The sequence below is a fragment of the Bradyrhizobium rifense genome, assembly GCF_008123425.1.
GTDB classification, from domain to species: Bacteria; Pseudomonadota; Alphaproteobacteria; order Rhizobiales; family Xanthobacteraceae; genus Bradyrhizobium; species Bradyrhizobium rifense.
Genome location: NZ_VSSS01000013.1, coordinates 161,835 through 185,744, shown reverse-complemented (window position 1 = coordinate 185,744; position 23,910 = coordinate 161,835). Strand labels below are relative to the sequence as shown.

Sequence of the window (23,910 nt, the reverse complement as noted above, 5' to 3'; positions counted from 1 at the left end):
AGTCTGCCCTCCAATCAATCATAGGGAATCTGCGTGACCGGTGCGGCGGCGCCTTCTGCACAACTTGCAGGCTCGCGCGGAAACGACACCTGCATGGCATGCGCGTGCGATCGTTCCAGCATGATGAGGCCGGCCAGCTGAAGGGTGACGAGCGCGGCGGTGAGCGCAATCGCGACAACGTTGCCGTTACGCGCGCGCGAGACTGGGGTGGCTGGCTCCGCGCTCGCGCGCATCAGATTGATAGGCATTTTCTGAAAATTCCTCTTCACTGCAGACAAAATTGACTTCATTCAAAGGCGACGTTTCGTGCTGCGTTTCCAGCAGGTGGCGGTAGCGCTGCAATACGCGCCGCGCCTCGATTGCACGCTGCTGATGCAGCGTTGCGATCATGCGATCGAAAACGTCGTGGAACTTCCAAACCAGGCTCCGTGCCGTTGTTCGCATGACGATCTCCTCTCAACCTGAAAGCGAAATTGATGGAATTCACTTCCAGCCGCTGTGAGTTGCTTCACACAAGAATCGAACGCGACGACAACAAGTCGTGTGATCTCTCGTAGGAGAGAACGCAGCAAATCGCGTCACCCAAACGAATGACGCGCGATAACATTCTGATGATGAAATTGTAGGCGCGGCGCTGATGCTTTGTTCAGCGCTGACGATGCGTCAGTGAACCAGCGGGTTGGAGAAACCTGCCGCGAGCTTGACGAGGTCGGCCTGGCGGCTCGTACCGGTCTTGGCGAACACGCGATGCAGATGCGTCTTCACAGTCGTCTCTGCGATACCGAGCGCGTCGGCCGTCTCCGGCACGCCGCCGACGTCGACGATCGACTGGAGAACCTTGAGTTCCGCAGGCGTGAGCTCGAACGTGCGGTCGATCAGCCCGGCGCAAGAGCGCGCGTCGAGCTTCGCTTTCCAGACGAACAGGGCGCCAATGGCGCCACAGGCGCGCCCTGCGCTCCCCTCCCGCAGCAGCGAGGGCAGCGCGATCACACGGGCGATGTGATGCGATCCGTCGCTTGACGTCAGCAAAATGTTGCGGTCCGCGGACGCGGCAGCGACCACTTCCGCTTCGTCACGAAAGGCGTTGCGCAGCGCTGCGTTCGCGTCGGGCGATCTCGCCAGCAGGCGGCCGTTGACGGACCGCAAGGCGTCGTCCCCGTCCAGGATCGCCTCGGCCGCCGGATTGCTGTGGACGATGTTGCAGGCGGCATCGAGCAGGATCACGCCGGCACTCAATCGATCCACGACATCGGCAAGCGCGATTGCCTTCTGTTGCTTCCGCTCGATTGTCCGGTTGATCATCAGGGCGCGGCTTGCATGGGGAACGACGAGTTGCATGCGCGCACGCATCTTCGCGTCCAGCATCTCCCTGCCCGGGATGACCGTCATCAGCATCGGGCACGGCGAGCTCGCCTGTTCCAGCACCACATTCGCGACGTCGGCACATCCCTGGGGACGCAGCCATTCCTGATAGAAGCGCCCTCGGCGATATTCGTCGAAATTCACGAGATCCGGAATGTTGCGGACCTCGCCGTAGCGCGGCAGCCTGGCGAGCGGGTCATGCTGCGAATATTCGTCGGCATAGAGCTGGATGAAGCGCGGATCGACCCCGCAGTAATAATGCGTCGATCCGGACTTGCTGATCTTGTCCTTTGAAATCAGGCCGCAGGCCCGGCTGCCGAAGAATCCGTTGAGCATGACGACAACGTCGGACCACAACTCCGGATTGATTCCGGCGTCGTAGATGCTCTCGATCAGCTCGGAGTGTTTTGCGGTCAGCTGCATTGAAAGGTCAATAGTCCAGCGCGAGGATTTAAGATGTTGATGCCCTCTGGCTTTTCCATGGAGTCGGCCGAGACACCGATAGGTTCAACGGTTTCGCGCCAATTGACCAGCTAGTTGACAAGTGGATTGGAGAATCCGGCCGCGAGCTTGACCAGATCCGCCTGGCGCGCGGTGCCCGTCTTGGCGAACACGCGATGCAGATGCGTCTTCACCGTCGTCTCCGCGATGCCGAGCGCGATGGAGGTCTCCGGAACGCCGCCGACCTCGACGATCGACAGGAACACGCGCAGTTCCGCCGGCGTCAGATCGAAGGTCCGCGCAATCAGCTCGCCGTAGGACTGCCCGCCGAGCGTGACCTTGCGCAGCAGCAGCGCGCCGACGGCATCGGACGACCGCTCGCTGCCGTTCCGCAGCACCGACGACAGCGGCAGGATATGCGCAACGTAGCGTTCGCCCTTGTGCGAAAGCAGCGGAATCGCGTGCCCGCCTGCGAGAAGCGAGGCAGCATCGCCGCGGGCCGCAAAAGCCTCGCGCAACGTCTGATTGGCCTCGGTGCCGCTGGTCACGAGCTGGCCGGCAACGATGCGGACCACGTCGTCAGCCTCGAGCAGCGCATAGCCGCTCGCATTGGCGTGGACTACGTGGCAGCTGGAATCGAGCAGGAAGATACCGGATGACAGATTGTCCAGGACATCCGCGAGCGCCGTTGCCAGTGTCAGCTGCGAGCTGATGGCGCGGTTGACGAGCAGCGCGCGGCTGGCGTGCGGCACGATCAGCGACATCCGGTGCTTCATCCCGGCGTCGACCATGCGCCGGCCCGACAGCACCGTCATCATCACCGGGCAGTTCGCGTTCGACTTCTCGAGCACGACATTGGCGGCATCGTGCGAGCCCTGCGGCCGCATCCATTCCTGATAGAAGCGCCCGCGGCGATATTCGTCGAAATTGACGAGATCGGGGATGCTGACGATCTGGCCGTGTGGCGGCAGGATCGTCAGCGGATCGAACTTGGAATGGGTTTCCGAATAGAGCTGGATGTAGTGCGGATCGGCCCCGCAATAATAATGCGTGACGCCGAACTTGCTGATCGAATCCTTGGAAAACAGCCCGCAGGCCTGCCCACCGACGAAATCGCGGATGCCCACGACGACTTCGTTCCACAGCGATGGATCGAGACCGGCATCGTAAATGGACTCGACCAGATCGGGCAGCTTCCGCGGTCTGTGCATGGGTCTAAATAGCTTCTGTGATCAATGTCCGGAGCATATCACATCCAGAGCCACCGGCATCCTCCGATCGGATGAGGCGCCGGCCGGGCGGATGGGCCCGGCCGGCAACGCCGCGTTCAAGCCGCCGGGGCTAATGCCGGCTCAGAACGCGACGCGGAGGCCCCCTTTCGCGGTGCCGGTGCGGCTCTGGTCGGACATCACCATGCCCTCCACGGCGCCGAACACGGACAGATTGCGGCTGGTGCGATAATCGAGGCCGAAGCCCGCGACGGCGCCAACCGTGCTGCGACTGCCCGGCGTCACGAAGGACAGGGCCTGTCCGAGCAGCACCGTGTTGACGCCGGTGTCGCCCACGCGCTGGAGCGCGATCACACCGCCATGGATGTTGGCCTTGAGCTCGCCATTGTCGAAGCGCGTCACCCGGGAGAGATCGACCTCGCCGCGTTCCTCGAAATCCTGGAGCGTGCGGCTGCCGACCGACAGCCCTTGCGCGGAGCCGGTCTCGCTGTAGCCATCGAACCGGCCCGCGACGTAGCGCAGCCGCGCCGTCGGCGTCAGAAGGTAGCCATTGCCGATGTCGAGCTTGTAGCCATAGGCGAGCTCGGGGCTGATGTACCAGCCGCTGTAGCTGGCCGTCGCTGTCTCCATGCCGCCGACGGCCGCATTGTTGAGCACCAGCCGCCGCGATTTATTGTCGGCATTGCCGCCCTGGATGGTGAAATCGAAGAACTGCGACACCCACTCGAACCGGCTGTAGGCGCCGGCGAACACGTAATTGGTGTCGACCGACTGCGAATTCAGCGCAACCGAAAGGCCGCCTTGCCCGCCGCCGAGAAAGGCGCCGACCAGCCAGTTCGGCTGCACCTTGCGGTCGATGCCGATGGCGCCGCCCCAGGCCGTCGAGGTCGCGCGCAGGGTCGCCGCGGTCTCATCCTGGATGCGCTGCCCGCCAAAGCTGTTGGTCCAGATGGTGATCGGCGCCGGATCGGTCCACAGGCTTTTCGGCACCTTGGTGAAAGGTCCGGCCGGTGCCGTCTCCGGCGCATACGCCATCGCCATCATGTTGCTGCCGCCCGCGCCGCTGCCGCTCAGCCGGCCCTGCACCAGCGAGGACACGCCGCTGGTAAAGTCCATCAGCGTGCGGTCGGTCTGGGCGAGCGCAGTGGGGTCGAGGGTTGCGAGTGTGGTGCCCGATATCACCGACGGGCCATTGAAACTTCCGCCCGATGTGATGGTGTTGATCGTGCCGTCGAAGTGGATGAAGGTCGGCAACTCGACAGTCGTCAAGGACGACACTTTGCTGCTCGGCGCCAGATTGACGTTGACGATGTCATTGCCGAAGCCGAAATCCACCACGCCATTGATCTTCGAGCCCGGCAAAAGCGTCAGCGTATCGGCCGCGTTGGTCAACTTGATCGCAGTGCCCCCGGTGCCGGTGATCGTGCCCGCGTTCGTGATATTCGCTGCGCCGCCTGACCGGATGCCGACATTACCAGTGATGGAACCAGTGTTGCTGACAATGGTCATCGACGACGCCGAGATGCCAAACGGGCCGCCGGAAATGCTGCCGGCATTGATAATCGCAGCAGCCCCCTGGACAAAGATGCCCTCGATCGCGCCGGAGATAGTCCCGCCCATCAGATTGGTAAGATCAAGCGCACCACTCGCGAAGACTGCAGTTTTCGCCGTGATCGAGCCGGAGTTGACGACGTCGGCCTGCCCGTCGGACCGAATGCCTGCCGCGGTTGAAGCACCGACGATCGTGCCGGAATTATTGACGACCATGGCAATCGTCGCGTGAACCGCATCGTCGGTTGCCGAGCGGAGAGTTCCCGAGTTGCTGATGCTCGCAGTCTCGGCAAAGACCGCAAAGCCGGCCCCCGTCGACTCAATCGTACCGGCATTCGCAACGTTGACAATGTTTGCGCTGATACCGAACTGACCACCAGAAATGAGGCCGCCTGCAGCATTCACGACGTTCGCAGTGGCGGCGTTGATCGCCGTTCCAGCGACGCTTCCTCCTCTGATCGTGCCGGCATTGCTGACGGTCGCAGTGGTGGCAACATCGACGGCCGTGGCAAAGACGTTGGTCGCCTCAATCAACCCGCCGGCACTGTTGTTCACGGTTGCTGCGCCGACATTCGCTTGGATCGCACCGAACTCGCCAGATATTTTCCCGCTGTTCGCAGTGATCGTCACGTCGTTCGCGAGAACAGCAACGCTCCCCGCAGCAGCCGCAATAATCTCGCCAGCGTTGGAGATGCTGACAGTTAAAGCATTGACGGCCAAACCATTGGCGCCAGTCGATATGATACTGCCTCCGTTGTTGATTGTCACGGCGTTGCCGATAATCGCACTCCTTCCACCGGAGATCGTGCCTGAATTTCCGGACAGGACAATCGTGCCGGCTTCGATGCCGATCCCACCCGCAGCGTTCGCGCTGATCTCTCCCCCGTTGAAGATGGTAGCGGTGTTCACGGCGCGAACGGCTACACCAGTTGCGGCGCTCGCCGATATCAAGCCCGAGCCGTTGCTGATCGCTGCATTCGTCTGGGCGTCTACTCCGATTCTCGCACCCATGATGTCGGAAGTATTGACGGTGATGTTGGCCGTTCCGGCACTAACCGCAATGCCGCCGGTACCCAATGCGGAGATCATCCCGCGATTCTCGATTGACGCAGTGCCGGAGGCGCCGACAGCGACGCCATTTGCGCCGGAGGCGTTAATGAGATTGTCATTGCTAATCGTCGCATCGGCCGTCGCAGAAACGCCAAAACCGACGCCGACGATCGTTCCGGTATTCGCAGTCACGTTCACCGTGGTTGCGTTGATTCCAACGGAGTCCGCACCAACGCCCGTGATCGCACCAGAATTGCTCACGGTGACCGTGTTCGCGTCAATGCCGTGACCTTGCAGACCGCTTGCGATCGTTCCGGCATTGTCGAGATTGAGCGTCGATGCCGTAATGCCATTGAAGCCCGAGATCGTGGCTCCGCTGGCGTTGGAGACCGTCACGTTGCCGGCCCTGAGGCCGGCCGCGTCGGGCCCGTCAATTGTGCCGAAATTGGCCACGACGCCACCGGAGCCGGTCTCAATGCCGAAGAAGTTTCCGTGAACGTTCGCCCCCGCTTCGACCTTGTAGGTGTTGTTGTTATCGTTGAAGGTCCCGTATCCCGTAACCCCGCCTTGCTGCGTGTCGACGTTTCCCGAGCAGACAATGGCTGCGTTGTTCACCGGCGCTACCGGCGTGCAGGCCGCCTCGGCCCGGTCGATCACCAGCAACGGCGCCAGCAGAAGTGCGAATGCCGGAACCCGCAACAAGCGTCGGCTGACGGTTGCGAGAAGTCTTCGTTTCATTTTCATTCCCCAAGCGAGGCCTTTCCGCCAAATGGGCGTGCAGACCTATTGCGACCGGCCTCCTCCGATCGAAGGAGGCCAGCGCAGCGAACTGTGAATCGCTGATCGCTAAGGTAGAAGGATGGGCATCATCCGACTTGGACAGACGCGACCGGGTCTCGGCTCAGAGCGAACTGATGCCCATTCATCCGCTAGTGGTGCAGAGTAGCGACACTGCCCGCAGGCTCACGCCTGGTCCCAGCCTGCCCTCTCGGCATTCTCCGCCCAGACTGCGGTGCGATAGATCTCGCGCCCACCATCGTCCCTGACGCGGATCCAGGCATCGCGATCGCGCAGATCATCCCGCCAGACGAACAGATGCCTCGCCATCTCATCGGCAACCACGAACGTCGCCCTCGCATGCTCGAACACCATGCCGCCCGGATCGATCTTGACGACATTGCCGACCAGGAGGTCGAAGAAGAAACGGCGCATTCCTACTCCACGCGCCAGAACACGTAGTCGGCCGAATACGGCACGCTGCGAAACGCGCCCGCCTGCTGGCACGCGCCACGGATCACGCCACCTAGCGTGTTGATGCGCTGCACGTGGCTGACGCCATAGAACAGGCCGTCGCCGCTCTGCGTGATCACACCAAATTTGAGCCACGGCAGATCGTCGGCGTTCCGGCCCGCCGCCTTGGCGACAATCTTCGCCTTCACGGAGCTGCCGTCCTTGTGCTCCCACATCAGCGTGCCGGCATCGACGGCTTCCCAATGCAACGCGGCATAGTGGCGGCCGACGGATTTATCGCCGTCCATCAGCGTGGCCGTCGGCTCGCGCGCCTGCCAGACCAGTTGATGTGCGGTATCGGGTCGACATTCGTAGATCTGCGCGCCTTCGGCATGGAGCACCGTGCCGGGAATCTCCCCGGGAACCCTGATCTCGTCGGGCGTCCCCGCCAAAGCCGACACTCCTGAGAGCACGCTCGCGACAACGGCACTTCGGCTCAACAAATTGGCAACAGTCATGACTTCACGATCAAGGATCACGTGAAAAATTCCCTGCTCGGGATCGAAATCGATCGCACGCTCAAATTCGTCGGGATGCGATCACTCTGCCGTGCCGCTCCTGACGTCGCTCGGCGTGGCGCCATAGGCCCGCCGGAAAGAGCGGTTGAAATAGGAGAGATCGCCGAAGCCGACGTCGTAGGCGATCGAGGAGACCGGACGCTCGGCGAATTCCGGTTCCCGCAACATGCGATGGGCGCGTTTCAGGCGCTGCTCGATCAGGAACGAGGAAAACGTCTTGCCGTCGGTCTCGAACAGGCGCTGGAGGTACCGTGGCGTGACGCCGAGTTCCTGCGCAACGGTCGTAACCGACAGGTCCTGCCGCCAGCAATTGTTGGCGATGAGGACTTTTGCTTTTCGTAGCCGGGCTGCCTTGACACCTCGCCGTCCTGCGATCTCCAGAGCTTCATCGGCCGGATCGAGAACGAGCGCCAGCAGGTCATGCAGATGTCGTACGGCAAGCCGACGGAGCGCGGGTATCGCCAGAGCCTCTTCTCTGACCAGGGCAGCGGCGTAGTCGACGAGCAACCCGACTCCAGCGGCGCCCTCTGGCGAGAGCTGCATCACCGCATCATCGACATCCACGATCATCGGCGCCAGGACCCGCCTCGGTACGCGCAAAGAGAGACAATCTCCAGGCGACAATCGCTCGAGTGTCATGACGTCTTCAGCACTCGTCAACGCCGCGTCTCCCGGCTGAAGCAGCAAATCACGTCCTCGCGCAGATATCCCGATCGTTCCCGATCGATTCACGATCAGGGCAAGGCTGTCGTCGCCATCAACAATCAGTTGCTTCGTGCGAATGAGTCTGGCTCCAAACAACGTTCCAATCATCAGTTGCGCTTCCGGCAGGGCATGAGAGGTGAAGCGCGCCTCGAACGGCTTCCCTTCCTTTGCGTCGATCTCCGCCTTCACCACTCCGCAGCGATAGAATTCCCGCAGCATCGGGACACGTTCGCCCTCGGGAATGTCGGTTGTTGAAACATTGAGAATAGAAAAATCATCATTGGCGTTCATTGCAATCTCTCCCACCGACGAGCAGGCTAGGCCACGCGCTGTTGCGTCCTCGCACCCGTATCCGGTGCGATCGCGCATTATCTTGGTGGCGCATATTGCCCTTCTCATTTCAGGAGACGCTCCATACGAAAGTATCAAATGATACGCGTCATACGTTCGGAGGACGCCCCCGCCTCGTTCATCACAATGGATTGAGATTGCGCAGCTACGCGGTCCGCGATGTGAATTGGATCACACGACGTCGTCCGGGCCGGTCGCCTGTACGAACGGAGCGGCAAAGCCCGCCGCGATCTTGACGAGGTCGGCCTGCCTGCCGGCGCCGGTCTTCTCGAACAGGCGACCGAGATGTGTCTTCACCGTCGTCTCGGCAATTCCGAGCTTTGCCGCGATATCGGGAACTCCACCGAGCGCGACGATGGCCGTCAGCACGCGCATTTCCGACGGCGTCAGCCTGAATGCTGCAGCGATCGCGTCCGTTGCAAGCTGAGGCACCATCGAGGCTTTTTGCAGGAACAGCACGCTCGCTGCAGCGTCGCGTTGCAGGCTCCGTTGGGGCGTCAACGAAAACGCGTGGGCCAGATAGTGCTGGCCGTCGGCCGACGTCATCAGTTCGATTCTGCGGCGGTCGGCCGAACTGGTTCCGCCGTCGGCGACGGCATCGAAGAGGCTGCGGAATATTTTGTCGGCCTGGGTGTTGCGGACCACGATGCGATCGCCGACGATCGCGAGCAGATCGCCGTCGGCGAGCATTTGCCGACACGCCGCGTTGGCATGAACGACCCGTCCGTCCGCATCGAACAGGCAGATTGCCGTGCTCAGCGCGTCGAGGACCTCCGCGAGGTCGGCGACGGTGTGGGAGCGCGCCCTGATCTGCCGACCCATGATGCGCGAGCGCTGGATGTGCGGCGCGAGCAACCGCATGCGTTCGCGCATCGCGTCGTCGACGGTTCCGCGTGACCGGCCGCGCATGACCTGCAGAATCGTCGTGCGCACATTCGATCGCTCGAGCGTGACGGTCGCGAGGTCGACGGCGCCCTGCGGTTCCACCCACTCGCGATAGAAGCTCGTGGCCACGAAGTCCGAATAGGGCATGACGTCGGCCACACCGATGGTCTGTTCAACGGGCAGATCGAGGTGGCGATCAAGCAGTGGATCGAGTTCGACATATCGATCCCGGTAGAGCTCGCGGAAGCGGGACTCCGTTCCATAGTGCTGGTGGATTTCGATCGAGAGCCTGGCTGCGTCCCGCGAGAGAATGGTCACGGCCGAGCCGCCGACGAAACCCGCGACCTGTTCCAGGGCAGCGCTTCGCTGCGCGGGATCGACCGCCGCATCGTAGATCTCGCCGACGAGCGAGGAGAACCTGTTCGCCTCGAGGATCGTCATCGGCCGGGCGATGCGGCTTGGATAACGCCGACGACGCGGACAAACCGGCCGATCGTCGTGGTCGACGACGAGAAAACGTCACAGAAAAATGCTGGAATCTCGAACATCGTCCTTGCGTAACGTCAACCGCAGGGTGCGGCTTGGACGTTTTCGCCAAAGACTAGGATAAATGCGAACAGCGAGCGGGCTGTGTGCCGTGCATCACGCGCCCGCTCGCTGACTGCCTAATCAACCGCGCCCGTGAGGCGCGGCATCTTATTTCCGGTTCTCCTCGCAGAACTTCAGCGCAGCGAGCGCCTCGCCGGCGCGCGGGATCTGCATCTCGATGCTGTCGTCGTCATCATCCTCGAAATCGAGCGTGAGACGCTTGGCCTTCGACAGGCGGTCCATCATCGACTGATCGTACTCGAAGATGCCGCGCACGGTGGTCTTGTCCATGACCTCCCACTTCGCCTTTGACATGATGTCGGCATCGTCGGTGCCGACGTCGGCTTTCAGGATCTCGCCGACCTTGTCCCACTCCCAGCCGTCATAGATCATCACGATCACGATGGCCTTGTCGGAATAGGTGATGACGATGACGTAGTCGCGGTTCTCGTCGTCCTTGTCCTTGTACCCGCGGCTGGCGTTGCAGTGGGTGTCCTGGGTGCGCTTCTCGATGGTCCAGTCACCGACCTTGGACTGTTGCGCGACCGCAGGCCCGGCACTCGAGGCGCCGGCCAGCAGCGCCGCGGCAAGAAGAAATCGTTTCATGTCAGCCTCCAGCGTTTTCCCCGGCTCAAGCTGACCACCTCCCTCCGCAAGCCGCAAGGGCTTCAGCCGGCTCGACCCAGCCGCCCTACGCGCGCCGCGGCACAATCGCGATCGGGGTGAAGGTGTAAACCTCCTCGCCATTCTGGTTGAACATCGTCCATTTCACCAGCGCGATGCCTTGCGGCTTCGACTTCGACGGCGTCAGGCCCATGACCTCGCCGACCAGATGCAGGCGGTCATTCGGCCGCACCGGAATGGTCCAGCGCAGCCCGTCGACGCCGGCGCCGATCAGCGGATGCGGGCCGAAGGGGCGGGTCTGGATCGCGAGGTTCATGGCGATCGCCGCGGTGTGCCATCCCGACGCAGCCAGGCCGTTGAACAGGGTCGCCTTGGCAGCCTCGTGGTCGAGATGCATCGGCTGCGGGTCGAACTCGGCGGCAAACCGCTTGATGTCGGCCTCGGTGACCTCGACCTCGGGGGATTTGAAACGCATGCCGACGGTGAGATCGTCGAACCAGGCGACCTGTGCCATGATTTTGCCTCGAAATGTGACGCGACGCGCGCGATACACGCGGCCAAAACGGTGGATCGGTAGCGGGATGTAGCGGTTTGCCCGCTCGCAGACCAGCCCGCGGTTCCCCGCGAAACCCCTTTCCCAAATCGACGAAACACGCCTGAAACAGATGGCCGGTTATGTGGTTGTCAAAATCATACAGGGACGTGCGTCATGCAATTCTTCCTCGACCTGATCAGCGAATATGCCTGTTGCCAGCATCTCGTCGCCCAGCCGCTTGGGGAGGACGAGCAATGATCGAGCTGATCTCAGCCGTGCTTGCCCTTTGCGCCATCGGCGTCTTCGCGGCGCATGCGGTGGATGCCTATCGCACCACGCACTTCTGAGCGGCAGCCCCGGCGTACGCGCCGGCTAGAACGGCCGCCGGTAAAAATGCTCGGAATGCGTTGCCGGTGGAAACCGGTTGGCGAGCGCAAGCGCGCCCTTCTCGTCCGTCTCGAGCGCGATCTTCTGCGCGAGCATCACGTCGCCCGGCACGAGGAAGCCCGAGGGGACGAAGCACCACCCCATCGTTGCATTACCGGCGTCGTCGACCTCGTGGACGTTGGCGGCGGTGCCATAGTGAATGCGATAGCGCTTGCCGCTGTCGCAACCGATGACGTCAAAATGCCGGTGCTGCTCGAATTGTGCGCGCTGCTCTTCGGACAGCCATTCGGACAACAGCCGCCGACCGCGCGCCTCGGGCGTGTTCTCGCCGAAGAAGCGCCGGTAGAGCTCGCGGAGCGCGTGCAGACGCGCTCGCGCGGGCGCGCGAAGCCTGAAGACCGCGATCATGGGCCGTTCAGATCAACCGCCGACCAGGCGGGGATAGAACAGCGTTTCCCGCGCGGTCGGGTCGAACGATTTGATACGCGTGACTTCGCCGGGCCCGGTCCGGTACGCGGCGGTAAAGCCCACGCCGGTCAATTCCCGAAAGCGTTGTTCGGCCCGCGCCAACGCTTCGGCATTTTCGGGATCAAACTCGTGGCGTGTATCGCCCGTCTGATCCATCACGATCTGGGTAGCCATGTTGAGTTCTCCTCATGCCCAGCCCCAAACTTGATCTAAGCAAACCTCGTGCCGTCGGTTCCTGAAAGCAACAACTTTCTCTGACAAACAGGTCACGCCTTGCGGAGCACCTCAGCGCGCCGCCGCCGCCCCGCCACCCCCGTCGATCTGCCGGCCCATCAGCGCGATGGCCTTCTGGTAGACGCCTGCCGCATTCCAGGCCTGGATGGCGGCGAAATTCGGCTCGCCCGGCTGGTAGCCGGCTCCCGCACGCCAGCCATTGGCTTTCAGGAAGTTCGCCGTCGAGCTCAACGCGTTGGCGGCAACGTCGAGATTGCCGGTGCCATAGGCCAGAATGTTCTTGGGCATGAACTGGGTCTGGCCGACCTCGCCATGCATGGAGCCGCGGGTGGACCCCGACAGCGTACCGCGATCGACCAGCTTCAGCGCCGCATAGAGCTGCTCGGTGAAGAATTCGGGGCGGCGGCAGTCATAGGCCAGCGTCGCGATCGACGAGAGCATGTTCTGGTTGCCGCGCTGGCTGCCGAAACCGGTTTCCATGCCCCAGATCGCGATCAACGGTCCCGGGGGCACGCCGTAGCGCTGCTCGATCGAGGCGAATATCGCCGCCTGCGACTGCTTCAGCGACCGGCCGCGCGCGACGATGGTGGTGGCGCCGCGCTTGGCCAGGAACTGGTCAAGCGACAGTGAAAAACTGTGCTGGCTGCGATCGGCGCCGATGGTCGCGCTGGCATAATTGGTCTGCATCAGCGCCGAGATCGCGGTCTGACCGATGCCCTTGCCCTGAGCCTCCGCGCTGAATTCACGCTTCCAGGCCTCGTAACCGCCGGGTCCGTTGCCGCATTGCGCGGCATGGGCGGCGGGCATCAGGGACAACAGCAGCGCGGTCGCGCCGATCATCGCCGTCGCAACGGTCCTGCCCTTGGTCATTCCGTGGCCCCTTCCCTCGATTTTGCGCGACCGGCTCGCGTGGGCGCATAATCCTACGTCACCCGCGCGCGCTCAAGCCCCGACCGATGCTATCAATGCAGGCAAATGCGCTTGACATGAATCAAACGCTTAGCGTCCGCCATCGGTCCCGAGCAGGAAATCCACCATGATGCCTTGGTGCTGCCAGTACATGTCGGTGCCGGTCGCGGTAACGCAGCCGAGCTTGCGGGCTTCCGCGATAAAGGGCGAAACTTCCGGCTTGGTGATGACGCAGCCGCAATAGGCCGACGGCGCCAACCGCGTGACATCGACCGGCAGCGGGTCGCCGTCCTTCATCCCGGCGGGCGTGGCATTGGCGACGAAGTCGAAGCCCGAGGGATCGATCGTGCCTGCCCGCACGGGCGCTTTGCCGAGCCCGTTGAGCCGCCCGATCAGCGCGTCGCGGCGCTCCGTCTCGCTGTCGTGAACGGCGAGCTCCCTGACGCCGGCCTCGACCAATGCCAGCGCGATGGCCGAGCCGGCACCACCCGCGCCGACCAGCAGCGCCCGCATGCCGCGGGGATCGATCCCCTTCGCCCGCGCGGCGCCGAGGAAACCGAGGCCGTCCACCATGTCACCGCGCCACGAACCATCGGCCCGCCGGCGCATCAGGTTCACGGTGCGCAGGAAGTGCGCACGTTCCGTCGCGCTGGCGCAGGCCTGATAGCAGGTGAATTTGTGCGGGATGGTCACGACGATGCCGTCGAGGTTCTTCAACCGGCTCGCCACCGAGAGAAAATCCGGCAGATCGGCGGTCGCAACCTGAACCGGAACGAGCATGCCGTCATGGCCACGGGCTACGAACTCGGCCGATATCCCCGCAGGCGAACGCACCTGGGCGATGGGATCGCCGACGATGACGTAGAGCCGCGTCGCACCTGATGGCGCCGGGATCATGTCGTTCAAGCCGGAACCTCGGATGTCAATTCCAATCCGTCCAGATTGCCCTCCTTCCGCCATTTGGCGAGCAGCCGGAGGAACGCCATCGGCCCGCGCCAGTATTGGCTGTTGCGCGCCGCGATCGGATCGAACACGCCTTCATTGTTGTAGTAGCCGGGCGTACATTCGGCGAGATAGGTCTGGCGGCCGACCGCGGCCTTGACGACTTCGTCGACCCAGGCATTCTCGGCCGCAAGCGTCGGCTCCAATGTCCTGGCACCGCGCTTGCGCGCCTGATCGATGACATAGGCAATGTGCTGCGATTGCTCGTCGATGATGTGCGGAAAATTGGCGCTCTGGCCGGCCTGCACCGTCACGATCATGAAGCAGTTCGGAAAGCCGCGGCTGTAGAAGCCGTGCATCGTCTTGACGCCATCGCGCCAGCGCTCTGACAGGCTGACGCCGTCGCGGCCATAGACCTCAAACCCCATGCGGCGCGCATAGTCGGTGCCGACCTCGAAGCCGCTGGCATAGATCAGGCAGTCGAGATCGTAGGCCTTGCCGTCGACGACGACCGCATTCTCCGTGATGCGCCCGACGCCCCTGCCCCCGGTATCGACGAGATGCACGTTGGGGCGATTGAAGGTGTCGAGATATTCGTCGTGAAAGCACGGCCGCTTGCAGAACGCCTTGTACCAGGGTTTGAGCGCCGCTGCGGTCGCGTCGTCCTTGACCACGGCGTCGACGCGGGCCCGGATCTCCTCCATCTTGCGATAGTCGGCCTGCTCGATCACCTTTAGCGCCTCTTCCATCGAGGTCACCGGTTGTGGCTGACGACGCGGTGCCAGCAAAATTTCGCCGAGCAGGCCGGTCCAGCCGTCCTGCACCAGATCCTGCTCGAACGGCTCGCCCGAAATCACCGCGGTGAAATTGTCCATGCGCTCGCGCTGCCAGCCGGGCTTCAGGTTCTCCGCCCAGGCATGGTCCGTGGGCCGGTCGTCGCGCACGCCGATCGCCGATGGCGTGCGCTGGAACACGTAGAGCTCCTTTGCCGAACGGCCGAGATGCGGCACGCATTGCACGGCGGTGGCGCCGGTGCCGATGATGCCGACGCGCTTGTCGGCAAGACCGCTAAGACAACCCTCCGCAGTGCCGCCGGTGTAGGAATAGTCCCAGCGGCTGGTATGGAAGCTGTGTCCCTCAAAGCTTTCGATGCCGGGAATGCCCGGCAGTTTCGGCCGGCTCAACGGACCTCCGGCCAGGATCACAAAGCGCGCGCGGATGCGATCGCCGCGGTCGGTCTCGACCAGCCAGCGTCCCTCGCTCTCCTGCCACGCCACGCGCGAGATGACGGTCTGAAACAGCGCGCGCTCGTAAAGACCGAAGTGACGGCCGATGCGGCGCGAGTGTTCGTAGATCTCCGGCGCGCGCGCATATTTGCGCACCGGCATGTAGCCGGTCTCTTCCAGCAGCGGCAGATAGATGTAGCTCTCGGTATCGCACGCCGCACCGGGATAGCGATTCCAGTACCAGGTGCCGCCGAAATCGGCGGCCTTTTCCACGATGCGGAAATCCGTGATGCCGGCCGCGCGCAGACGCGCACCACACAGCAGGCCGCCGAAGCCGCCGCCAACGATGACGACCTCGGTCTCTTCGCTGACGGGCTCGCGCGCAAATCCGGCATCGGCCCAGGGATCGTCGAGATAGCGGGCAAAGCCGCCCGTCGCCTCGACATACTGCGCCTTGCCCTCGGAGCGCAGACGCAGGTCACGCTCGTCACGATAGCGCGCACGCAAGGCCTGAATATCGATGCTAGGCGCGCCGGCTGCACCGGTCTTGTGTCTTTCCGCTGACATCGATCTCCTCCACGGCGGCCCGCTGCTTCGGCCTGCATCTCGCGCCAGTTAGCCCTGAAAAAGTGACGCACGCAATCACGTCCGCCGCTTTTTGCGTGTACGCCGCGCGGCGTTCCGCTACCTTGAAACCGAGCGCAAACGCGTCATGCAACGACATGATTTTAGGCGACTTGGCTTTTCGGAGGGGACGATGCAGGGATTGATGATGGACATGCCGCTGCTGATCAGTGGCTTGATCCAGTATGCTGCCGACTATCACGGCGAGGCGGAGATCGTCGCGCGCGAGATCGAAGGCGACATCCATCGCACCACCTATGCCGAGGCTCATCCGCGCATCAAGCGCATGGCGCTGGCGCTCAAGCGGCTCGGCATGAAGCAAGGCGATCGCGTCGGCACGCTGGCCTGGAATACGCATCGTCATTTCGAGATGTTCTACGCGGCGCCCGGCATGGGCTATGTGCTGCATACCGTCAATCCGCGACTGTTCCCCGAACAACTCGTCTACATCATCAACCACGCCGAAGACCGACTGCTGTTCGTCGACCGCGCCACGCTGCCAATCGTCGAGGCGATCGCGCCGCAGCTGAAGACGGTCGAAGCCTACGTGATCATGTCGTCGCGCGAACGCATGCCCGAGACGAGGCTTGCGAACGTGCATTGCTACGAAGAGCTCTTGGCAATGGAGAGCGATGCCGGCTTCGCCTGGCCGGAGTTCGACGAGAAGTCCGCATCCACCATCTGCTACACCTCGGGCACGACGGGCAATCCCAAGGGCGTGATCTATTCGCACCGCGCCGCCCTGCTTCAGACCATGGTCTGCTCCGGCCTCGACTTCCTGCCCGGGCATATGGAAGGCGTGCGCGAGGTGATGATGCCGATGGCGCCGCTGTTCCACGGCAATGGCTGGAACATGCCGTTCACCGCCCCTTACACCGGCTCGAAGCTCGTGCTGCCCGGCCGCAACTATGAGCCAGACAAGCTCTACGAGCTGCTCGAAGGCGAGAAGGTGACGGTGTCGGCAGGCGTTCCGAGCTTCTGGCTGATCCTGCTCGACTGGCTGGGCCGTACCGGCAACACATTCTCGACCCTGCGCGCAACACTGTCGTCGGGCTCGGCGCCCCCGCGCGCGATGATCGAAAAGCTCAAGCGCGACTACAACATCGACTATGTTCAGGCTTGGGGCATGACCGAGGCGCTGGGCTGCTCGATGCCGGGATTGCGGCCCGGCTCGGAGCATCTCAGCGAAAACGAGATCTTCGACCGCCGCCAGGTCTCGGGCCGCGCCTGCTTCGGCACGACCCTGCGCATCGTCGATGACGGCGGCAGCGAGCTGCCGCGCGACGGCAAGACCGTCGGCCATCTGCGCGCTCGCGGCCCCTGGGTCGCCTCCGGCTACATGAAGCTCGACGAAGGCCTCGATCCCGACGGCTGGCTGATCACCGGCGACATGGCCGTGATCGACCAACACGGCCATGTGACGCTGACTGACCGCTCCAAGGACGTGATCAAGTCGGGCGGCGAATGGATCTCCTCGATCCAGCTCGAGGACATCGCCCTGTCCCATCCCGACGTACTGCAGGCCGCCGTGGTCGCCATTGCGCACGACAAATGGCAGGAGCGCCCGCTGCTCCTGGTCGTCCGCAAAAAGGGTGCGACCGTCGACGGCAAGACCCTGCTCGACCACATGCGTCCCAGAATCGCGAGGTGGTGGATGCCGGATGCGGTCGAATTCCTCGACGAATTCCCGATGACCGGCACCGGCAAGGTGCTCAAATCGGCCCTGCGCGAGAAGTTCAGAGGGTATCGCGTCGGGTAGTCTCGGCCCTCTCATTGCGCGATCATCTTCATCATTTGGTAGATTCGCCGGCGATATATCCGAGGCATCGCTACCCCCCTCATCGAGGACATCATGGCGTTTTCCGGATTGGGCCTGCATCTCGGCAATCTGTCCCGCCTGTCGAACGCGCAGACGCGTTCGATCAGCCCCGAGAATTTCACCGGCGAAAAGGGCAAGGGCGGCATGTCCGTCGACGGGCCCGCGGCGCCCCAGGCCCGTGACCTCGGGCAAGGCTGGAAGGTTTCGCCCTTTGTCGTGATCGAGCCCGGTGCGACGTTCACACTCGCCGACATCGAAGGCCAGGGCGCCATCCAGCAGATCTGGATGACGCTGGCGCGCGGCCGCCTGCGCCATTCGATCCTGCGGGTCTACTGGGACGGCCAGGAGCACCCGAGCGTGGAATGCCCGGCCGGCGACTTCTTCGCCTGCGGATGGGAGGAGTTTGCGCAGGTGTCGTCGCTCGCCGTCTGCGTCAATCCGGGCCGCGCCTTCAACTGCTACTGGGAAATGCCATTCCGCACGCGCGCCCGCTTCACCATGGAGAACCGCAGCGAGGAAGCGCTGACCGTCTACTACCAGATCAACTACACCTTGACCGAGGTGCCCGAGGACTGCGCCTATTTCCACGCGCAATTCCGTCGCACCAATCCGCTGCCCTGCAAGGACGTCTACACCATCCTCGACGGCGTCAGCGGCCGCGGCCAATATATCGGCACCTACATGGCCTGGGGCGTCAACAACAACGGCTGGTGGGGCGAAGGCGAGATCAAGTTCTTCATCGACGGCGACGGCGAATTCCCCACCATCTGCGGCACCGGCACCGAGGATTATTTCTGCGGCGCGTATAATTTCGATCCTTATGTGGCTCATTCCGGCCGCGGCGCCGTACAGCAATCGCGCTATCAGGAATTCACCACGCCCTATGCCGGCCTGCCGCAGGTTATCCGTCCCGACGGCGTCTACAAATCGCAGCAGCGCTTCGGCATGTACCGCTGGCACATCCCCGATCCCATCCGCTTCCAGAGCGACCTTCGCGTCACCATCCAGGCGCTGGGCTGGCGAACGGGCCTCAAGGAGGCAAAATATCTCCCGCTGCAGGACGACATCGCTTCCGTGGCGTTCTGGTACCAGACGCTGCCGGCCGCGCCGTTCCCCAAACTGGCCGACCCGGAATATCTCGAGATCGACTAGCCCGACGCCTGAGGAGGTCCAGAATGCTCTACCCGATGTCGCCAAAAGTCGTCGAGCTCAAGCGCAAGCTCGAGAGTTTTATGGACCGGCACATCTACCCGAACGAGGAGCGATTTTATCGCGAGGCGGAAGAGCTTGGGCCGTGGAAAGTCTATCCCGTCGTCGAGGAGCTGAAACCGCTCGCACGCGCCGAGGGCCTGTGGAATCTGTTCCTGCCGGAATCGAGCGATGGCGCGGGCCTGACCAATCTCGAATATGCCCCGCTCTGCGAGGTCATGGGCCGCTCGCACTTAGCGCCGGAAGTGTTCAACTGCTCGGCGCCGGACACCGGCAACATGGAAGTGCTGGAGCGCTACGGCTCGAAAGAGGACAAGGAACGCTGGCTGAAGCCGCTGCTCGCAGGCGAAATCCGTTCCTGCTTCGCCATGACCGAGCCTGCGGTCGCCTCATCCGACGCGACCAACATCGAAAGCTCGATCGTGCGCGACGGCGACCATTACATCATCAACGGGCGCAAATGGTACACCACCAACGCGACCGACCCGCGCTGCAAGATCTGCATCTTCATGGGCAAGACCGATCCCGATCATGCCGACCGTCACAAGCAACAATCCATGATCCTGGTGCCGATGGACACGCCGGGCGTCGAGGTGAAACGGCCCCTGCCCGTGTTCGGCTTCTACGGCGTGCCCGACCGCGCCTCGGAGGTGATCTTCACCAATGTGCGGGTGCCGAAGGAGAACATGCTGCTCGGCGAAGGCCGCGGTTTCGAGATCGCGCAGGGCCGCCTCGGCCCCGGCCGCATCCACCATTGCATGCGGCTGATCGGGCTCGCCGAACGCACGCTGGAAAAGATGTGCCGGCGCGTTCGCAGCCGCGTCGCCTTCGGCAAGCCGGTCTCGGAGCAGACGGTGACGCAGGAGCGCATCGCCGAATCCCGCATCATGATCGAGCAGGCCCGCCTGCTGACGCTGAATGCCGCCTACGCGATGGACACCGTCGGCAACAAGGTCGCGAAGGCCGAGATCGCGATGATCAAGGTCGCCGTGCCCAACATGGCCTGCCAGATCATCGACTGGGCCATCCAGGCCCATGGTGGCGGTGGCACCTCGAACGATTTTGGTTTGACGCAGGCCTACGCCACCGCACGCCTGCTGCGCCTCGCCGATGGGCCGGACGAGGTGCACAGAAACCAGATCGCGCGGTTCGAGCTGAAGAAATATTCGAATGCCTGAGGAGGCGCTGGCCCGTCAGGAGGCATCGAAGCTAACGGATTGGGATCGGGTCTAGTCGGAGCTTGGCGGCTCATCGATGGAAACCGGCTCGTTCTTCTGCTTCGTGGCTTCGAGCATCGCGTTGAAGATTATCATCGGCAGGTAAAACATAAGCATGATCGTGCTCCTCTTGCAGCGACAACCTCGACTTGCACCGCCAAGTTCCTCAAATGGACGCTCGCCGGCTGCGGAACATTTTCGCGGCTTACCTGATTACCGACGAAAACGAGTCTCAAAGAGTATCAGGAGCGCATCGCGTCAATCACGTGAGCGATCAACACCATTGCGCTCGCGGCGATGAGAAATACAAGCAACCAACTCACGTCCGCCTCCAACACCGGGAGTGAACGGGCTCATGCTTGCACAGTCAAAAACCATCCGACTGGAACCGCTATTTCAGCGGCTCGCTGATGCTTCGCAGCAACAAGTGTATCCGCTGTCGGTCCTATCGACAGAATGCCAAAAGGAGCAACGCGCCAACCACGCAGGCCGCGAGGACTAAAAACCAAATGCCCAATGCAGCTCCCCGACTCACACACGCGAGTCAGGATTAGCTCCGCCATTTGGCTTTGACACGCTTGCTGCCGGTTTTTCCCCAACCCAAACGCGACTCCATCGGCACTAGCGTTAATCCAATACCTCGACCGTCGCCGAACGCCCTGCGACCAGCGACATTCCGTCGGGCACCGGATCCAGCGCGATGCGCACGGGCACGCGCTGGGCGAGCCGCACCCAGCTGAAGGTAGGGTTGACGTTGGCGAGCAGGCTCGCACCCTCGGCGCGGTCGCGGTCCTCGATGCCGGCGGCGATGCTCTCGACACGGCCGGTCAGCGTGACCTTCTCGCCCATCAGGCGGACCTTCACCTTGTCGCCGGTGCGGATGCGCGCGAGTTTCGTCTCTTCGAAATAGCCTTCCACATGCAGCGTGTCGCTGTCGACCAGCGCCATCACGCCTTTCCCGGCGGTGACGTAAGCGCCGGGCCGCAGATCCATGTTGGTGATCACGCCGTTCACGGAAGCCCGGACCTCGCTGCGATCGAGATTGAGCTGGGCGACCGCGCGGTCGGCAACCGCCGCATCGAAGGCTGCCTTGGCCTGGAGCTGGGTCGCGAGCACCTGCTCCTGCTTCTGTTGCGAGACGGCATCGGTTGTCAGCGTGCTGTAGCGCTTCAGATCGGCATTGGCTTGATCCAGCGTGGCCTGATGACCCGCCACCGACGCGTCAGCCTGCCGCAGCGCCAGCGCGAACCGTTCGCGGTCGATCTTGAACAGCACATCGCCACGATGGACTTTCTGATTGTCTTTGACCAGCACGTCGGTGACGAAGCCGGAGACATCCGGCGCGACCTGCACCACGTCGGCGCGCACACGGCCGTCACGCGTCCAGGGCGACTCCATGTAGTAGACCCACAATTCGCGGCCCACGCCGAGTGCCGCGACGACCACGATGACCGTGACCGCGAGCCGGCCAAGCCAGGCAAAGTTTCCTTTCATGAGAGATACTCCGAGAGATAGACGACGCCGCCGAGAAGGCAGACGAAAATCGCGAAATCGAACAGTGCGCGGTGCCAAACCAGCCGGTAGAGGTCGAAGCGCTGCATCAGCCGGCGCAGGAGCGCGCTCAGCACATAGGCGACGATGATCCAGAGCAGGAGCGCCGGCACGAGCACGCCATAGATGTCGATCACATACCTCATGCCGCCACACTCGCATCTGCGCGCGGCCGATAGGCCGGCGCGTCCGGGAACAGGCCGCGGCGGATGCCGACGAGGCCGATCAGGGCATCCTCGCGCGCGCTGTCATTGGGATCTTTCACCGCCTGGCCCAATGCCCGATCGACACTGGTCAGGAGTTCGCGCGGCATGCCCCCGCCCGCATAGCTGCGGCAGGCAATGGCAAGCTGGTCGAGCATGTCGTCGATCACCGAGATGGTCGTCGCCGCAAGCCCATAGCGCGCGCGGCGCAAATCGATGATGTTGATCCCGATGCGGAGCTGCACGAGGCTGTCGGCGTCACGCCGGTCGCTCTCCGACAGGAAGGCGATGCGTTGCACCAGAAGCCCGAGACGGTGCAGCATGAGGCCGGCGAACCCCGCACGATCGCGCTTGCCCCGCCGTTCGGCGGCGACCGCGATGGTGATCCAGCTCGACAGCACCAGGCGATTGGCGATCCACTCCGCGCCCACCCCGCGCGCGATCCGCGTCACAATCTCGGCGATCAGGACGCCGATGAAGAAGGCGACGGCGGAATTGGCGTAGGACGCGAAATCTGCGATGTAGGTCGATTGGAGGGCGAGCAAGGTTGCGGTGTTGGCCGCGAGCGCCATGCCTGTGCCCGCCGTTGCCGGCCGCGCGATCAGGAAGCCATAGAGCAGGAAGGTCGGCGCCAGTGCGACGACCAGAACCTCGATATGGGAGATCGCAGGCACCAGCGCGAACAGATAGATCGCAACCACCACGATAGCGACCAGCGACCACAGGCCGAAGCTGCGAATGAAGCGCGCGGGCTCGTCCTGGGCTGCAAAGAACGAGCAGGCCACCGCCGCCATCATCGGCGCCGAGGCGCCATCGGGCCAGCCCGTGCCGATCCAGAACGCGCAGCATATCAGGATCGCCACGGCCGCACCGGCCGCCGACCACAGCGCGAGCCAGCGGTCCCGGTGTCGCACGGGCGCGGCACCGGCCTCGGAATGGAAGGCCAGATCGAGCGTCGAGACGTTCCGGTTCTCGGCAATGGCCTCGGTCAGCACGCGGCAATCGCGCGAGAGATCGACGAGCTCACGCAGCCGCGACAGCAGGCTCGTGATGATGATCCGCTCCCAGGACGCGCTGTCATCGAGCACCGCCTGCCGCTCCGCGATCATGGCGCGAATCCGCTCGGCCGGTTGCCGTGCGCCGACGTCGCTGACGATCCATTGCGCAAGATCCTCCAGAATCTGCTTCAGCTCGGGTTGCCGCCGCAGAGCCTCCTCCCCTAGCGCAGCCAGCCGATCCTCGAGCGAGGCGATCACCGGCAGTAGCATCAGCATGCGCATCCGGATTTCGCCGAGGCCGGTCACCGCATTGCGATCGGTCAGTTGGTCATAGGCAAGATGGGTGGACAGCGTGTCGATTTCGACGATATCGGTCGCGAGCTTGAGGCGCTTGCCGCGGCGGGTGTCGTTGGTGCCGTCGCGCAGCAGCACGACATTGCTGAGACGGCGCGCATCCGACAGCCAGCTGTCGACGCGGCGGGCCACGGCCGGCGCGACACTGCGCGGAAACACGATGGTGGAGACCAGGCTGGCGCAGATGATGCCGAGCGAGATTTCCTCGAGCCTGGCCACCGCGGTGTCGAAGATCGCACCGGGCTCGGACACCGAGGGAAAGCCGATCAGCGCGACGGTGTATCCGGCCAACATGAAGACGTAGCTGCGCGGCGTGCCGTCGAGCAGCGAGAGATACAAGCAGAACCCGACCCAAAGCGCGATGGCGAGGCACAACAGTTCGGGCGCATTGATCAGGTTCGGCACCAGCGCCACTGTCATGGTCGCGCCGACCAGCGTGCCCATGACGCGGAAGAAGGCCTTCGAGCTGGTCGCGCCGGCGAGCGGCTGCGAGGTGATGTAGACGGTCGCCATCGCCCAGTAGGGCCGCGGCAGGTCCATCGCGAGCGCAATGACCAGCGCCAGCATCGACGCGACAAACGTCTTCAAAGCGAAAATGAGATCCGCATGGCGGACCAGAAACGGCTCTTCCGCGCGCATG

General features: G+C 63.3%; 21 protein-coding genes. 3 read left to right on the top strand and 18 right to left on the bottom strand.

All coding sequences use genetic code 11. The features are described from left to right. Positions 1-186: 186 nt before the first annotated feature. The 15 genes from FXB40_RS48675 to FXB40_RS06715 form a co-directional block, all read right to left on the bottom strand. On the bottom strand, positions 187-444 hold the full coding sequence (locus tag FXB40_RS48675; protein ID WP_246207422.1) for a hypothetical protein: 258 nt from the start codon (positions 442-444) through the stop codon (positions 187-189). Positions 445-663: 219 nt separating this feature from the next. Beyond that, positions 664-1,785: a helix-turn-helix transcriptional regulator gene (locus FXB40_RS06780; protein ID WP_148771427.1), complete on the bottom strand. Its 1,122-nt coding sequence runs from the start codon at positions 1,783-1,785 to the stop codon at positions 664-666. Positions 1,786-1,895: 110 nt separating this feature from the next. Beyond that, positions 1,896-3,014, bottom strand: coding sequence for a helix-turn-helix transcriptional regulator (locus FXB40_RS06775; RefSeq protein ID WP_148771426.1), 1,119 nt, complete (start codon positions 3,012-3,014; stop codon positions 1,896-1,898). 141 nt (positions 3,015-3,155) lie between these two features. Next, positions 3,156-6,371 carry an autotransporter outer membrane beta-barrel domain-containing protein gene (locus FXB40_RS06770; protein ID WP_187436701.1) on the bottom strand — a complete coding sequence of 1,072 codons (3,216 nt, stop codon included), beginning with the start codon at positions 6,369-6,371 and terminating at the stop codon, positions 3,156-3,158. A 225-nt stretch (positions 6,372-6,596) separates the two neighbouring features. After that, positions 6,597-6,845, bottom strand: a complete 249-nt coding sequence (locus tag FXB40_RS06765; protein WP_148771424.1) for a DUF6894 family protein — start codon at positions 6,843-6,845, stop codon at positions 6,597-6,599. A 2-nt stretch (positions 6,846-6,847) separates the two neighbouring features. Next, the gene (locus FXB40_RS06760; RefSeq protein WP_246207427.1) at positions 6,848-7,324 is read right to left on the bottom strand and encodes a DUF3455 domain-containing protein; all 477 of its coding nucleotides are present in this window, start codon (positions 7,322-7,324) and stop codon (positions 6,848-6,850) included. 138 nt (positions 7,325-7,462) lie between these two features. Then, on the bottom strand, positions 7,463-8,437 hold the full coding sequence (locus FXB40_RS06755; RefSeq protein WP_148771422.1) for an AraC family transcriptional regulator: 975 nt from the start codon (positions 8,435-8,437) through the stop codon (positions 7,463-7,465). 231 nt (positions 8,438-8,668) lie between these two features. Continuing rightward, positions 8,669-9,823 (bottom strand): helix-turn-helix transcriptional regulator, encoded by a 1,155-nt coding sequence (locus tag FXB40_RS06750; protein ID WP_148771421.1) that lies wholly within the window; start codon positions 9,821-9,823, stop codon positions 8,669-8,671. A 255-nt stretch (positions 9,824-10,078) separates the two neighbouring features. Further along, the gene (locus FXB40_RS06745) at positions 10,079-10,576 is read right to left on the bottom strand and encodes a hypothetical protein (protein ID WP_148771420.1); all 498 of its coding nucleotides are present in this window, start codon (positions 10,574-10,576) and stop codon (positions 10,079-10,081) included. An 85-nt stretch (positions 10,577-10,661) separates the two neighbouring features. Beyond that, on the bottom strand, positions 10,662-11,108 hold the full coding sequence (locus tag FXB40_RS06740; RefSeq protein ID WP_148771419.1) for a MaoC family dehydratase: 447 nt from the start codon (positions 11,106-11,108) through the stop codon (positions 10,662-10,664). A gap of 393 nt (positions 11,109-11,501) precedes the next feature. Next, entirely contained in the window at positions 11,502-11,924 is a 423-nt protein-coding gene (locus FXB40_RS06735) for a hypothetical protein (RefSeq protein ID WP_148771418.1), read from the bottom strand. A 12-nt stretch (positions 11,925-11,936) separates the two neighbouring features. Next, positions 11,937-12,158 (bottom strand): hypothetical protein, encoded by a 222-nt coding sequence (locus tag FXB40_RS06730; RefSeq protein WP_148771417.1) that lies wholly within the window; start codon positions 12,156-12,158, stop codon positions 11,937-11,939. Positions 12,159-12,269: 111 nt separating this feature from the next. Beyond that, positions 12,270-13,088: a lytic murein transglycosylase gene (locus FXB40_RS06725; RefSeq protein ID WP_148771416.1), complete on the bottom strand. Its 819-nt coding sequence runs from the start codon at positions 13,086-13,088 to the stop codon at positions 12,270-12,272. Between the two features lie 129 nt (positions 13,089-13,217). Beyond that, positions 13,218-14,024 carry a shikimate dehydrogenase family protein gene (locus FXB40_RS06720; protein ID WP_148771516.1) on the bottom strand — a complete coding sequence of 269 codons (807 nt, stop codon included), beginning with the start codon at positions 14,022-14,024 and terminating at the stop codon, positions 13,218-13,220. A 5-nt stretch (positions 14,025-14,029) separates the two neighbouring features. Then, positions 14,030-15,862: a flavin-containing monooxygenase gene (locus FXB40_RS06715; RefSeq protein WP_148771415.1), complete on the bottom strand. Its 1,833-nt coding sequence runs from the start codon at positions 15,860-15,862 to the stop codon at positions 14,030-14,032. A gap of 190 nt (positions 15,863-16,052) precedes the next feature. On the opposite strand from FXB40_RS06715, the gene FXB40_RS06710 reads away from it, so the two are divergent. The 3 genes from FXB40_RS06710 to FXB40_RS06700 all read left to right on the top strand — a co-directional run bounded on the left by FXB40_RS06710 (position 16,053) and on the right by FXB40_RS06700 (position 20,125). Next, entirely contained in the window at positions 16,053-17,678 is a 1,626-nt protein-coding gene (locus FXB40_RS06710) for a long-chain fatty acid--CoA ligase (protein ID WP_148771414.1), read from the top strand. A gap of 93 nt (positions 17,679-17,771) precedes the next feature. Next, positions 17,772-18,890 carry a glycoside hydrolase family 172 protein gene (locus FXB40_RS06705; protein WP_148771413.1) on the top strand — a complete coding sequence of 373 codons (1,119 nt, stop codon included), beginning with the start codon at positions 17,772-17,774 and terminating at the stop codon, positions 18,888-18,890. A gap of 23 nt (positions 18,891-18,913) precedes the next feature. After that, positions 18,914-20,125 carry an acyl-CoA dehydrogenase family protein gene (locus FXB40_RS06700; protein WP_148771412.1) on the top strand — a complete coding sequence of 404 codons (1,212 nt, stop codon included), beginning with the start codon at positions 18,914-18,916 and terminating at the stop codon, positions 20,123-20,125. A 666-nt stretch (positions 20,126-20,791) separates the two neighbouring features. Here FXB40_RS06700 and FXB40_RS06695 read toward each other — a convergent pair. Genes FXB40_RS06695 through FXB40_RS06685 form a run of 3 tightly spaced genes read right to left on the bottom strand, consistent with a single transcriptional unit; the run spans position 20,792 to position 23,909 of the window. Continuing rightward, positions 20,792-21,658: an efflux RND transporter periplasmic adaptor subunit gene (locus FXB40_RS06695; RefSeq protein WP_148771411.1), complete on the bottom strand. Its 867-nt coding sequence runs from the start codon at positions 21,656-21,658 to the stop codon at positions 20,792-20,794. Beyond that, a complete protein-coding gene (locus FXB40_RS06690; protein ID WP_148749382.1) occupies positions 21,655-21,861 on the bottom strand; it encodes a DUF1656 domain-containing protein in 207 nt (68 codons plus the stop codon). The genes FXB40_RS06695 and FXB40_RS06690 overlap by 4 nt, the downstream gene beginning before the upstream one ends. After that, positions 21,858-23,909, bottom strand: coding sequence for an FUSC family protein (locus FXB40_RS06685; RefSeq protein ID WP_148771410.1), 2,052 nt, complete (start codon positions 23,907-23,909; stop codon positions 21,858-21,860). Before FXB40_RS06685 ends, FXB40_RS06690 begins: the two co-directional genes overlap by 4 nt. Between the last annotated feature and the right edge of the window lies 1 nt (position 23,910).

Coding starts and splice junctions, on each gene's coding strand:
- FXB40_RS48675 (WP_246207422.1), bottom strand. CDS start 444: ATGCGAACAACGGCACGGAGCCTGGTTTGGAAGTTCCACGACGTTTTC.
- FXB40_RS06780 (WP_148771427.1), bottom strand. CDS start 1,785: ATGCAGCTGACCGCAAAACACTCCGAGCTGATCGAGAGCATCTACGAC.
- FXB40_RS06775 (WP_148771426.1), bottom strand. CDS start 3,014: ATGCACAGACCGCGGAAGCTGCCCGATCTGGTCGAGTCCATTTACGAT.
- FXB40_RS06770 (WP_187436701.1), bottom strand. CDS start 6,371: ATGAAACGAAGACTTCTCGCAACCGTCAGCCGACGCTTGTTGCGGGTT.
- FXB40_RS06765 (WP_148771424.1), bottom strand. CDS start 6,845: ATGCGCCGTTTCTTCTTCGACCTCCTGGTCGGCAATGTCGTCAAGATC.
- FXB40_RS06755 (WP_148771422.1), bottom strand. CDS start 8,437: ATGAACGCCAATGATGATTTTTCTATTCTCAATGTTTCAACAACCGAC.
- FXB40_RS06750 (WP_148771421.1), bottom strand. CDS start 9,823: ATGACGATCCTCGAGGCGAACAGGTTCTCCTCGCTCGTCGGCGAGATC.
- FXB40_RS06745 (WP_148771420.1), bottom strand. CDS start 10,576: ATGAAACGATTTCTTCTTGCCGCGGCGCTGCTGGCCGGCGCCTCGAGT.
- FXB40_RS06740 (WP_148771419.1), bottom strand. CDS start 11,108: ATGGCACAGGTCGCCTGGTTCGACGATCTCACCGTCGGCATGCGTTTC.
- FXB40_RS06735 (WP_148771418.1), bottom strand. CDS start 11,924: ATGATCGCGGTCTTCAGGCTTCGCGCGCCCGCGCGAGCGCGTCTGCAC.
- FXB40_RS06730 (WP_148771417.1), bottom strand. CDS start 12,158: ATGGCTACCCAGATCGTGATGGATCAGACGGGCGATACACGCCACGAG.
- FXB40_RS06725 (WP_148771416.1), bottom strand. CDS start 13,088: ATGACCAAGGGCAGGACCGTTGCGACGGCGATGATCGGCGCGACCGCG.
- FXB40_RS06720 (WP_148771516.1), bottom strand. CDS start 14,024: ATGATCCCGGCGCCATCAGGTGCGACGCGGCTCTACGTCATCGTCGGC.
- FXB40_RS06715 (WP_148771415.1), bottom strand. CDS start 15,862: ATGTCAGCGGAAAGACACAAGACCGGTGCAGCCGGCGCGCCTAGCATC.
- FXB40_RS06710 (WP_148771414.1), top strand. CDS start 16,053: ATGCAGGGATTGATGATGGACATGCCGCTGCTGATCAGTGGCTTGATC.
- FXB40_RS06705 (WP_148771413.1), top strand. CDS start 17,772: ATGGCGTTTTCCGGATTGGGCCTGCATCTCGGCAATCTGTCCCGCCTG.
- FXB40_RS06700 (WP_148771412.1), top strand. CDS start 18,914: ATGCTCTACCCGATGTCGCCAAAAGTCGTCGAGCTCAAGCGCAAGCTC.
- FXB40_RS06695 (WP_148771411.1), bottom strand. CDS start 21,658: ATGAAAGGAAACTTTGCCTGGCTTGGCCGGCTCGCGGTCACGGTCATC.
- FXB40_RS06690 (WP_148749382.1), bottom strand. CDS start 21,861: ATGAGGTATGTGATCGACATCTATGGCGTGCTCGTGCCGGCGCTCCTG.
- FXB40_RS06685 (WP_148771410.1), bottom strand. CDS start 23,909: ATGCGCGCGGAAGAGCCGTTTCTGGTCCGCCATGCGGATCTCATTTTC.